This window comes from Paenibacillus physcomitrellae, from assembly GCF_002240225.1.
GTDB classification, from domain to species: Bacteria; Bacillota; Bacilli; order Paenibacillales; family Paenibacillaceae; genus Fontibacillus; species Fontibacillus physcomitrellae.
This window is the reverse complement of the sequence record NZ_CP022584.1, coordinates 2,000,092-2,011,943: the sequence shown is the minus strand read 5'-3', so window position 1 is coordinate 2,011,943 and position 11,852 is coordinate 2,000,092. Positions and strand designations below refer to the sequence as shown.

The 11,852-nt window shown below is 51.7% G+C and carries 11 protein-coding genes; 4 read left to right on the top strand and 7 right to left on the bottom strand.

The window, feature by feature from the left end; genetic code table 11:
• Positions 1 to 60 precede the first annotated feature (60 nt).
• Entirely contained in the window at positions 61 to 1,584 is a 1,524-nt protein-coding gene (locus CBE73_RS09115) for a DHA2 family efflux MFS transporter permease subunit (protein ID WP_094093966.1), read from the bottom strand.
• Positions 1,585 to 1,810: 226 nt separating this feature from the next.
• Here CBE73_RS09115 and CBE73_RS09110 point away from each other — a divergent pair, with 226 nt between their 5' ends.
• The 4 genes from CBE73_RS09110 to CBE73_RS09095 all read left to right on the top strand — a co-directional run bounded on the left by CBE73_RS09110 (position 1,811) and on the right by CBE73_RS09095 (position 5,010).
• The gene (locus CBE73_RS09110; protein WP_094093965.1) at positions 1,811 to 2,533 is read left to right on the top strand and encodes a TetR/AcrR family transcriptional regulator; all 723 of its coding nucleotides are present in this window, start codon (positions 1,811 to 1,813) and stop codon (positions 2,531 to 2,533) included.
• Positions 2,534 to 2,735: 202 nt separating this feature from the next.
• A complete protein-coding gene (locus CBE73_RS09105) occupies positions 2,736 to 3,548 on the top strand; it encodes an amino acid ABC transporter substrate-binding protein (protein WP_094096213.1) in 813 nt (270 codons plus the stop codon).
• Positions 3,549 to 3,576: 28 nt separating this feature from the next.
• Positions 3,577 to 4,245 (top strand): amino acid ABC transporter permease, encoded by a 669-nt coding sequence (locus CBE73_RS09100; RefSeq protein WP_094093964.1) that lies wholly within the window; start codon positions 3,577 to 3,579, stop codon positions 4,243 to 4,245.
• Positions 4,246 to 4,257: 12 nt separating this feature from the next.
• Positions 4,258 to 5,010: an amino acid ABC transporter ATP-binding protein gene (locus tag CBE73_RS09095; protein ID WP_094093963.1), complete on the top strand. Its 753-nt coding sequence runs from the start codon at positions 4,258 to 4,260 to the stop codon at positions 5,008 to 5,010.
• A 76-nt stretch (positions 5,011 to 5,086) separates the two neighbouring features.
• Here CBE73_RS09095 and CBE73_RS09090 read toward each other — a convergent pair whose 3' ends face one another.
• From CBE73_RS09090 to CBE73_RS09065, 6 genes are all read right to left on the bottom strand, one after another.
• Complete coding sequence (locus CBE73_RS09090; RefSeq protein ID WP_094093962.1) at positions 5,087 to 5,752, bottom strand: TetR/AcrR family transcriptional regulator; 666 nt, start codon at positions 5,750 to 5,752, stop codon at positions 5,087 to 5,089.
• A gap of 49 nt (positions 5,753 to 5,801) precedes the next feature.
• Positions 5,802 to 6,869, bottom strand: coding sequence for an ABC transporter permease (locus CBE73_RS09085; protein ID WP_094093961.1), 1,068 nt, complete (start codon positions 6,867 to 6,869; stop codon positions 5,802 to 5,804).
• Complete coding sequence (locus tag CBE73_RS09080; protein WP_229752629.1) at positions 6,866 to 7,600, bottom strand: ABC transporter ATP-binding protein; 735 nt, start codon at positions 7,598 to 7,600, stop codon at positions 6,866 to 6,868. The genes CBE73_RS09085 and CBE73_RS09080 overlap by 4 nt, the downstream gene beginning before the upstream one ends.
• Before the next feature lie 169 nt (positions 7,601 to 7,769).
• Positions 7,770 to 8,147 carry a PilZ domain-containing protein gene (locus CBE73_RS09075; protein ID WP_094093959.1) on the bottom strand — a complete coding sequence of 126 codons (378 nt, stop codon included), beginning with the start codon at positions 8,145 to 8,147 and terminating at the stop codon, positions 7,770 to 7,772.
• Positions 8,148 to 8,232: 85 nt separating this feature from the next.
• The gene (locus CBE73_RS09070) at positions 8,233 to 10,050 is read right to left on the bottom strand and encodes an ABC transporter ATP-binding protein (RefSeq protein ID WP_094093958.1); all 1,818 of its coding nucleotides are present in this window, start codon (positions 10,048 to 10,050) and stop codon (positions 8,233 to 8,235) included.
• Positions 10,043 to 11,788, bottom strand: coding sequence for an ABC transporter ATP-binding protein (locus tag CBE73_RS09065; RefSeq protein WP_094093957.1), 1,746 nt, complete (start codon positions 11,786 to 11,788; stop codon positions 10,043 to 10,045). Before CBE73_RS09065 ends, CBE73_RS09070 begins: the two co-directional genes overlap by 8 nt.
• Positions 11,789 to 11,852 lie beyond the last annotated feature (64 nt).

The following is an 11,852-nucleotide window of genomic DNA, read 5'->3' as shown; positions in this document are numbered from 1 at the left end:
CGGGCGGCCTCTTTGCTGTTACCTTTATCAGAGATAGAAATCGAAGAAATGGGCCAGTTTTCAGTCCGAGCCGGAGACCTGGACGTTAGCGGCAGCATGGGATTCCAACGTCTCCTTACGTCCGCGGCGAAGAATAAAGCCAAGCACAGCTCCGCCGATCGCCACAAAAGCCATTAGCTTAAATGTATCGTCAAAACCAAACGTCATAGCGCCGGCTGCAGCCTGCTTAACCGCTTCCGGGGACGCCGCTGCGTTTGCCGAGGCTCCGGCTTGCTCTGCTGCGGCCTTCAGCTCGTTGACATGTTTTGTTGTGTTGGAGGTCAGAATCGTGACCAGCGCTGCAACGGCCATGGAATTGACTACCTGCTGCATGGCGTTGGTTAGTGAAGTGACCCGTCCGACCAGCTTTTGCGGCGCTTTATTCAGCAAATGGGTGTTCATCGGCATCGACATCATGCCGACGCCGGCGCCGCACATAATCAGCGGCAGGATCAGATCTTTGCCTTCAGTGGTCAAATCGACCTGCGAATACTGGAACAAAGCCCCCGAGACGAGACTCAGCCCGATTACAACCAGCCAGCGCACGCCGATTCGGTCGAACAGGAAGCCGGCAATCGGCATCATTAAACCGGAAGCAATCGCCTGCGGCAGCAGGATTAAGCCGGTATCAAACGCCTCAAAGCCGCGGGCCTGCTGCAGAAACTGCGGAAGCAGGAACAAGGCTCCATAAAGCGCGAACTGGGCGACCCACTGCACAACAATGCCTACGCTGAAATCGACCGACCGGAAGATGCGCAGCTCCATCAGCGGGGATTTCGCGCGCAGTTCGTTAATAACAAACGCGATTAATGCAAGAGCGCCAACGGTCAGGCCGATCACGGTTTTGTTTGAAGTCCAGCTGTCTGCTCCCTGATTGATTCCGTAAGAGAGGGAAGCGAAAGCCAGCGGCCCTAATACTATGCCAAGTTTATCAAATCCGGGGACATTGCTGCGATCCACCCAGGGCAGCTTCTTGATGCCGACCAGCAGACAAATAATGCCTACCGGGATATTGATCAGGAAAATCCAGCGCCACGAATGGTATTCCACCAGCCAGCCGGAAAGCACGGGACCGATCGCCGGCGCAAACAGAACCGGAATTCCCATAATGCCCATAACAATGCCGACCTTCTCGCGGGGGGCGAGCCGGTATACGTAAGCCATGGCTACCGGCAGTACGCAGCCGCCTCCAAGACCCTGAATAACCCGAAAAACAATCAGTAGTTCCGCATTTTGCGGAGTGGCGCATAAAATAGATCCCACGGTAAACAGGATGACAGCCGTCATAAACACTGTTTTGGCGCCAAAACGGTCGGACAGCCAGCCTGACAGCGGGATCACGGAAGCCTGAGCCAGCATATATCCGGTTACGACCCACTGCAGGGTGGGAAGCGTGGCATCAAAGTCCTTAACCAGAGTCGACAAAGCTACGTTCATGGCTGTGCCGTCAAGGACGACCATAAATACGCCGGCAATAATGGCAATCAGGGGGACCAGAATGCTTCTGAGCCTGAAATCTGCGGCCGGGTTTACAGATTGCTCCATATTCTCCTACTCCTTTGTTCCGGATCTGGATAGGTTCATCGACGAGTCCGTCCGGTTCTTTTTGTGATAATTTATCCTTCGCTAAATGCGGCCTATCTTCGTTGAGTGTACGAGGGCCGACGTTTGGCTTATAATAAGTTTACGGACAAATGTCCGAAACTGCATTTTATAGTTTACGGACATTTGTCCGTAATGTCAAACTCCATTTGCCAAGGGAGCGTAATGAATGAGAGGGCTTAATGCCGGTAACAAGAACAAGAAGAAAATGTCCAAAGGTCCTGAAGCCTTATCTTCCAAAGGAGTCGCCCAGGTTGAAGATGAATACAAGAAACGGATTCTGGGTGTTGTTAAAGACATGCTGCATAAAGGAACCTTCGAGGAAGCGACCATGTCGCAAATCGCCAAACTGGCGGATATCGGACAAGGCTCTTTATACCGGCGATATGCCAACAAAGGAGAGATCAGCTCGGAGCTGCTCCGCAGAAGCAGCGAAGCGCTGCTGGCCCGGCTGGAGGAGGGGCCGTCCAAGGAGGAGCTGGCCAGGTCTAAGGGCGGACAGGTCCCCGTGGATTCCGTGGATTCGGCTGGTCTGCTTGCCGATTATCCCAGCGTTTATCGTTTGAAATGGACGCTGGAGAACATCGTCAATTTCATTGATGAGCAGACGGAGCTTTTGTACGTCATCAAAGCGGAATTTATGGGCAAACATCAATTGACCCAGTTTGAACATCCTTTTTTCGAACGGCTGAATGTCTTGATTACGGCTTTATTAACGGAGGCTGCCCGGCGCGGGGAGATGAAGGCTGTAAGTCCTTCCTTAGCGGCCAATGCAATCATTGCGGTTGTCAGTCCGGATGTCTATATGTATCAGCGCAAACATTATGCCACAACGAAAGAGGAGTTCTGTGAAGGCGTGTTCCGCCTATTTAAATCCGGGTTGATTGAATAGCAAGCGCCCAAAAGCGAACCAGAGGAAGCCACTTCATCCGAGATGGAGTGGTTTTTTGTCTTGTTTTTGAGTGCTGCTTCATCACCAAATAACTCATCAACAAATTGGGTAAAGTATACATGACAACAGGATTGAACATGAAGGGAGACGGATTTTTTTGAAAAAGTGGAATCTGGTTGCAGCCATCCTTGTTATCGTACTGATGATTGCCGGCTGCGGAAACAACAACAATAATGCCGAACCTTCCCCAAGTCCGGGGAATGCGCAGGGAACTGCGCCGGAGGTCTCTCCCGGCACGGGGAACGGCGGGGCAGGAGCCTTAGGTGCAGTCCAAAAGCGGGGTTCGCTCCTGATCGGGACAGAGGGGACTTATGCGCCTTTTTCCTTTCACGATGCCAGCGGCGCACTGACCGGGTTTGATGTGGATATCGCCAGGGAGATCGCCAAACGAATCGGCGTGAAAGCGGAGTTTGTTGAAACCCAATGGGACGGCATGATTGCCGGTCTGGACGCGAAGAGGTTCGATGCGGTGTTTAACGAGGTGTCCATCAACGATGAGCGTAAGGCGAAATATGACTTTTCAAGCCCTTACATTGCCTCCAAAGCCGTGTTGATCGTCCGCAAAGACAATACGGATATTAAGAGTTTTGCCGATCTCAAGGGGAAAAAGGCCGGTCAGACGTTGACCAGCAATCTCGGGAAGATTGCCAAAGAGAATGGCGCCGAGATCGTAGATATCGACGGCTTCAATCAGGCCATTGATCTGCTCAATTCCAAGCGGATTGACGCCACGATCAATGACAACCTGTCTTATCTGGATCTCAAGAAGCAGAAACCCGACATTCCGCTAAAAGTCGTGGATGAAGAGGCAAATGCCTCGCAAAGCGCCGGCCTCTTCCGCAAAGGAGAAACGGATCTGGTCGACGCCGTCAATCAAGCCCTTGCTGATATGCAGAAGGACGGGACTTACCTCAGCATCTCCAAAAAATATTTTGGCGAGGATGTTTCGAAATAAGGCCAAAGCCCAAAGGATGGTTTGACCTATGGATGACCGTAAAATTCAGATCTTCATCGATTCGCTGCTGCCCCTGCTGAAAGCAGGGGTAGCTTTCACAATTCCGCTGACCTTGATTTCGTTTGCGCTTGGACTTATTTTGGCGATTCTGACGGCTTTGGCGAGACTTTCTACGATTGGTGTGCTCAGGAAGCTCGCCCGTTTTTATGTATGGATTATTCGGGGTACACCGCTGCTGCTGCAGCTGTTTATTATTTTCTATGGCCTGCCGTCTGTAGGCATAACGCTCGATCCTTTTCCCGCGGCAGTGATCGGCTTCACCCTTAGTGTCGGCGCATATGGATCGGAGATCGTCCGGGCCGCCATTCTGTCGATTCCGAAAGGCCAGTGGGAGGCCGCGGATTCGCTTGGCATGACCAGAGCCCAGGCTTTGCGCCGGATTATTTTGCCTCAGGCTGCCAGAGTTTCAGTACCGCCGCTGGCAAACTCTTTTATCAGTCTGGTCAAGGATACTTCACTGGCTGGAACCATTACTTACGTAGAACTGTTCAAGAAGTCCCAGCAGATTACGGCTACCACTTATGAGCCTTTGCTGATCTATGCCGAAGCCGGACTAATCTATCTTCTCTTCTGTACGGTGCTGTCGGTGCTGCAAAATAATCTGGAGAGACGGCTTGCCCGTTATTCGGCGCGATAGGAGGGAATCCGGATGATCCAAATTCAAAATTTGCATAAATCGTTTGGCGACCTCGAGGTGCTGAAAGGTATTGATCTTACGCTGAACCAAGGCAAGGTGCTGGTCATCATCGGACCGTCAGGCTCGGGAAAAACAACCCTTCTGCGCTGCCTGAATCTGCTCGAAATGCCGGATGAGGGACGTCTTGCCGTAGGCGACATTACGCTTGATTTCCGGGCCGGTGCCAGACCGAAGTCCAAAGAGGTGCTGGCGCTGCGGAAGCGGACCGGAATGGTATTTCAGTCGTATAATTTGTTTCCGCATATGACGGCGCTGGAGAATGTGATGGAGGCCCAAGTGACGGTGCAGAGAAGAAGCAGGGAGGAAGCCAGAAGGCGGGCACTTGAGCTGCTGGGCAAGGTGGGACTCGCCGAGAAGGCGGATAACTATCCGCATCAGCTTTCCGGAGGCCAGCAGCAGCGCGTCGGAATTGCCAGGGCGATGGCTGTGGATCCCGAAGTGCTGCTGTTCGACGAGCCTACTTCGGCACTGGACCCCGAGCTGGTAGGCGAGGTGCTTAAAGTGATGAAGCAGCTTGCGGCCGAAGGCATGACGATGGCTGTGGTGACTCATGAGATGAAGTTTGCGGCCGATGTCGCGGATCAGGTTATTTTGATCGACCAAGGCAAAATCATCGAGCAAGGTTCCCCGGCCGAAGTGCTGCAGAACCCGTCGAGTCCTCGGGCGGCCGCTTTCCTGAATGTACTTACTCAAAGGGATATTTAGAGGCATGTTCGCCTGGAAACAAAAAAAAGGCTGTTGGATGGTTGACTGGAATCAACCGGCTCCAACGGCCTTTTTCTTAGCCCATGCCGTTTAAAATCAGCTTGATGACCTCATCCGTGGCAGCCTGCTCATCCCAGGGACGATCAGGGAAGAGCAGGAATTTCTCCGCGAACAGGCCCATAATAGTCGAAGCCATAAAACGCAAGGCTGTTTCAGGCGCGATTTCTTTGCTGAGCTGGCCTTTGTCCTGATAATAAACTATGATTTCGCGGATTCGTGAGCCGACAGGACCTCCAACCTGCTCCAGAAAAGCCTTCTTCAAATCCGGTTGAAACGGAATCTCCTGAATGAGAATTTTAATGACTTTCATATGCTTACGAGCAAAGCTGAGCCGGTTCTCGATCACGGCCCTGAGAAAGTCTTCGAAGGTTTCGTGTTGCATGTTAAGCACGGATTGAAAGTTACGGATAATGAAAGGAGCGACAAGGCGGCTCATGAGCGGAGAAACGATTGAGAGCAGCAGATCCTTTTTGGTTTTGTAGTGTCTGAAAATCGTGCCTTCGGCAACGCCTGCCCGCTGGGCGATTTCGCTTGTCGAAGCGGCGGCGTACCCTTTTTCGGAAAATATGTCTACGGCTGATTGAACGATTTGCAGCTGTTTGGCGGTCATTTTACGCTCGTCATCTATCGCTGACAACTCTTCCAGCCACTGTTCAATCTCCCGGTCCTGCTGACGGTCCATTTGAAAGTCTCCTTTCTGTACACACACCCCTTCATTTTAGCATATAGACTCAGATTTTGCGGTGTTTGCGAAGCGCCGCTATATTGAGCAGCGTAAAGAGTACACAAAAGCCGATGAGGACGCAGAGGTCCATGGCAATCCCGTTCCAGCCCTGTCCACGAATCATGACGTTGGTCATGGCTTGCGAGCCGTAATACAAAGGCATGATGAAACGTAAAGCAGCCAGCCAGTCGGGCAGCGTATCCAGATTAAACAATCCTGAAAGGAACAGCTGCGGCACGATAATTAACGGAATGAATTGAATCATCTGCAGTTCGTTGCTGGCGTAAGCGGACAGCAGAATACCCAAGGAAAGGGCGGTCATGGACAGCAGCAGGGTGATCAGCAGCACGAGGCCGAACGATCCTGCCATTTCAATGCCCAGCACCTTGATGCTGTACCAGGTGATGAGCAGTGCCTGGACCAGCGTAAACAAGCCAAAGCCGCCCAGGTAACCCACCACGATTTCCGAGCGCCGGATCGGAGAGGCAAGCAGCCTTTCCAGCGTGCCGGAGGTCCGTTCCCGCAGGAAAGCTACTCCAGCAATCAGGAACACAAAGAAAAAGATAAAAAAACCGATCAGCACAGGACCAATATGGTCGATCGTGCTCATATCCTCAGAGCCGTTCAGATAAGAAATTTCGGGCGAGAAAGGAAGATCCCCGGTCACATTAGAGGAAGGAGGCTGTGCAGGCAACTGTGCGGCTGTCACCTTTTGAATAACGGTCATGACTGCCCGGCTTTCGGTCGGGTCACTGCCTTCAAGCCGGACGACCGGTCTGTTGGTTTGAAAAGAAATCCAGGCGTCGATTTTGTGGTCTTCCAGCGCCTGCTCTGCCAAATCGTTTGAAGGATATTGAACGACTTCGGCATTTTGATTTTCGAGCTGGGCAGCCAAATCTGCTGCAGCTGCGGAGCTAGAGCTGGTTATGCCGATGCGCGGCACGTAAGCTGAACCGTTAAATACGAGATTCATCAAAGTGAGCACGAGAAGAGGAGCGATAAACATCAGAGCTACCGTTCGCTTATCCCGTCTAAACTGCCTCAGCGTGCGGAGGATGACGGCTCGGATTCTCATGAGTTGCCACCTCCCAATTGGATGAATGCGTCTTCGATTTGATCTGATCCTGTCTGCTCGAGCAGCGCTTCAGGAGAACCTTCGGCTAAAATGTGTCCGTCCCGGATCATGGCGAGACGATCACATTTATCGGCTTCATCCATGACATGAGTCGTCAGGACAACCGTAGTTCCCTTACCGGTCAAAGTCTTCAGCTCCGCCCAGATCGAGCGGCGAAGCACGGGATCAATTCCGACCGTAGGTTCATCCAGCAGCAGCACCGGCGGTTCGTGCAGCAGGGCAATTGCGAGGGATAATCTCCGTTTCATGCCTCCGGAATACTGCCAGGCTTTTTTGCTTAAATGCTCGCTTAGTCCAACCAGCTCTGCCGTTTCTGCGATCCGGTCGCGGCCTCGTCTGCCTTTGAGTCCGTACAGCGCAGCGAAGAACTCCATGTTCTCGCGGGCGGTCAGCTCGTTATACAGAGCATCGGATTGAGCCATATAGCCGATCTGCTGGAGCATGGAGCGATTGGGAAGAAGCGTGCCAAGCAGCCTGATTTCCCCGGTTGTCGGGACGTCAATGCCGGCTAATAGTTTGACGAGTGTTGTTTTTCCGGAGCCTGAAGGACCCAGCAATCCAAAAATCTCAGCCGGCTTAATAGCAAGGCGAATATCGTTTAAAATCGTTTTGTCTGCAAAACTTTTGCTTACCTGATGGGCGGAGAGGACGGGGGCGGTGGAGCTTTCCAAAAGAATCACATCCTGTCTCAAAGTGAGTGATTACTCACTTTTGTTATTTGCGTTTATTGTAATCCTTGGAGACTGGAATGTAAATCCTCTTTTTGGACTTGCGCGGCGCTTTTTTAGATGTTCCCGAACAACAACAAAAAAGACCGGCGCATCCGCACCGGTCTCTGAATCACATTACTTTTATTTTACGTTCCGCGGCAAGTCCCCGCAGCTGAATGTTGATTTGTTCTTTCTCGTTATCCGTGAGCAGGAGATGAACCCCATAATCATATTCCGTATCATCCATAATTCGCTGCCAGCGAACATGACCGGGAAAGATAAAATTTTCTTCGTTCAAGCGAAGGTGAATTCGGCATTCAATGAAATGCTCGGAGGCTTTTAAATCCAGGAAAGAACGGATTCTGCAGCCGTTTTTGCTGATGTCGATCAGTTTGGCGGGAACCAGCTTCCCTGAGAACGACATCCGGTTGACGGTAGTCAACTCCAGTTGGCATTCTACCGGCTCTTTCATCGAATAACGAAAGGGTTCTTTTCTACGTGTAATCATCAAGCAAACCTCCGGCAAAAGACATTTGCTCAATTATACCTAGAATCTGGCGATGAGAAAACAAAATATTACAAATATCGATCTTTTACTGCCCGGAGGCCTGCTTCGCATGCCGGTACAGTTCTTCATAATAACCACGCTGAGTCAGCAGTTGGTCGTGGGTGCCTTGTTCGACAGCCCGGCCGTTCTTCATTACAATGATCCGGTCGGCATGCATGACGGTAGACAGGCGGTGAGCAATCACGATAGTAGTTCGCCCTTTGGACACACTCTGCAGAGCATCCTGAACGAGCTGTTCGGTTTGGGAATCCAGATTGGCGGTTGCTTCATCCAGAATCAGAATTTTGGGCTTGAATACCACGATGCGGGCAAAAGAAATCAGCTGCCGTTCTCCGGCTGACAGTCCGCTTCCCCTTTCGGTCAGCGGTGTTTCATAACCGCCGGGCATCCGCATAATCATGTCGTGAGCGCCGACGAACTGACAGGCCTCGACGACTTTTTCCCGGGAAATATCCTCTTGAAACAGCCGTACATTGTCGAGAATGCTGCCTGAGAACAGATAGGGCTCCTGCTGAATCAAACCAACAATCCGGTGAACCTGGCTTTGCGGCAGCCGGCGAATATCTACACCGTCAATTTCGATGCTACCGGCGTTGACGTCGTAGAAACGGTTGAGCAGGCTGATGAGCGTGCTTTTGCCTGCGCCGGTGGTTCCCACAACCCCGATCATTTCTCCGGCTCTAATATGCAAATCCAGATCTGGAATGACCGGCTGGGCGCTGGTGTAACCAAAGGAAATATGATTGAAATCAATTCTGCCCTTGACCTGCTCGACCGGAAGCCTGATCGCTTTATCCGGGGCAGGCTCTTTTACGGCAGGCCGCGTACTGAAGATGCTCCAGATCCGGTCCATGGATACCATGGTGGATTGGAAGGTGTTCCACTGCATCGTAATCTGGTTGATCGGCGCAAAGAACTGGCGGATGTAGCTGGTGAACGCATACAGGACGCCGACCTCAATCTGCTTGTGAAAAACAGCCATGCCGCCCAGCCAAACGACCAGAACCAGCGCGGCATTCCCGAGAAAATCAAACGTTCTGTTGAACAGCACGTTGGCACGGACCTCACGCATATTGCCTTCCCAATAGCTTTGATTATGTTCGGTAAACCGCCGCGTCTGTTCTTCTTCCTGGCGAAACGCCTGAATAAGTCCCATACCGGACAGGTTTTCGGCAATAAAGCCGATCAGCCGGGACAGCCGGCTGCGGGTCGTCTGGTAAGCTTCACGAAGATAACGCCGGAACAGGAAGGCGACCAGTCCGATTACCGGCAAAGCAATCAGGCAATACCAGGCTAAAGTAACGTCAAGCTGGAACATGAACACGATGATCAGGATGAGCGTCATCCCGTCACGAATCAGGCTGAGCAGTACCTGCGTGAAGAATTGGCTGATCGTCTCCGTATCGCTGGATACGTTCGTAACGAGACTGCCGCGGTGCACTTTATCGAAATAGGACATGGACAGCTTGGAAATATGTCCGAACAAATCGTTGCGGATTTTAGCGACGATGCTTTGTCCGGCGTACTGCAGCAAATTGTTTTGCAGATAAGTGAAGATAAAGCTGATGATAGAAATGCCGAGATAAACAGCGGCAATGATGGCAATCAGGCCGAAATCTTTTTTGCCTATGGCCAGATGATCATCGATTACAATTTTAACGAGATAAGGCTGAAGCAAATCAGCCGAAATACCGAGCAGGGCACATACAAACACTCCGACAAATGCCAGCTTATGAGGTTTGGCATAGGCGAACACGGCCTTGAAGGCTTCCAAGGAACCTTTCTTCTCCGGTTTTGGTTTGCTTTGATCTCCCTTTAAAGCAGAAGCGGCCGAATTAGGCATGCTGTAATCCCTCCTGTTGGATCCGGTATAAAGAAGCGTACAATCCGTTCGGATCATGCAGAAGCTGTTCATGGGTACCCCGCTGGGCAATTCTGCCCTGATCCAGAACGATAATTTCATCGGCATGCTGCACGCTGCTGATCCGGTGAGCGATAATTAATGTCGTTTTACCGGTGCGTTCACGAACAAGATTATCCAGGATCCCCGATTCGGTCACAGCATCAACCGCGCTCATGCTGTCATCGAGAATCAGCAGCTCGGGTTTCTTCATCAGACCGCGTGCCAGACTGGCCCTCTGCCGCTGACCGCCGGATAAAGTTACGCCGCGTTCGCCAAGACGGGTCTGAAAGCCTTCAGGGAAAGAATTAACGCTTTCAAGCAGCAAAGCCTGACTCGCTGCGATCTGCACCTGATCCATACCGGCGGAGCGGTCGCTGAAGGCAATGTTATCGGCTATATCGGTGCTGAACAGGAAGCCGTCCTGCGGCACATAACCGATCTTTCGGCGTAAGGACTCAAGCGTCACATCCGTGATGTCCTGATGATTCACCCGAATGGTGCCGGCAGGCGGTTCGTAGATACGGAGCAGCAGCTTGGCAAGCGTCGTTTTGCCGCTGCCTGTCCGCCCAATCAAACCTACGGTGTGGCCTTGTGGAATTTTGAAGCTGATATCTTTCAGGGAATATTCTTCGGATCCCGGATAAGAGAACGTCAGATGATCGAACTCTATGCTGCCTACATGGCGGAGAGGCCGGGCATTCTCATGATCCCTGACGCTCGGAACTTCGGCCAGCAGCCGGTTTACCCGGTCCAGCGACGCCCCGGAGCGCTGCATCATATTAATGACATTCCCGATGGTCTGCAGAGGCCCGGTGAGCATCCGCAGATAGAAAGTCAGCGCAACAAAGCTGCCCAGCGTCATCTTCTCATGCAGCGTCATATATCCTCCGAGCAGCAGGGAGACAACCAGTGAAAGCGCGCCCAGAAAAGGAAGCACGGCTTGGAATAGCGAGGAAAGACGGACCAGGTAAAGCTGGGCCGCTTTGACCTGTTCAACCGAAGTTCCAAACCGGTCCTGCGCAGTAGGCTCAATCGCGAAGGTTTTGGTTACACGAATGCCGCCGATCTGTTCATCCGCCGATTCGGTCATGGAGGCAAGATTCTCCTGAACCGACATCGATCTCTGCCGGATTCGGGGGCCGAAATATGTAACCAGAAATGGAATGGCTACCAGCGGGCAGACACTGATCAGCATCAGGGTCAATGGGATTCCCGAGAACAGCATCATAACAATACAGGAAATCACCATAAATACAGCGTTGGTTGTTTGGGTGACGCCGAAAGAGATGGCTTCACGAACAGAGGTGACATCATTCATTACATAGCTGAGCAGTTTACCGGTTCCTTGCTTTGAGAAGAAATCTTCTGCCAGGCGGGAGAACTGAGCAAAAATCCGTCCGCGAGTCAGAAACTCAAAACGGCGTCCCAGCTTCATAATCGTAAATTGACCCAGGCCAAAGCAAAGGCCGTAGCTTACCGCAATGGCCAGCAGAACCAGGCTGTACCGGACAATTCCGTTTTGGCCAAGTTCCCCGGCTTTCAGTCCGTCTGTAACTTCTCCAAGCACCTTTGGCAGCAAAGCCAAAATTCCGTTCGAGACAATGATCAAAACGACGGCTAACAAATACAGTTTCTTGTTGGTGCGCAAATAATCCGTGAGCAATCGAAAACTTTTCAACTGGGCAGGTCCTCCTTCTGACTGTTTCTTGTTGATTCCTAACATAAAACCAAAACGATAAATA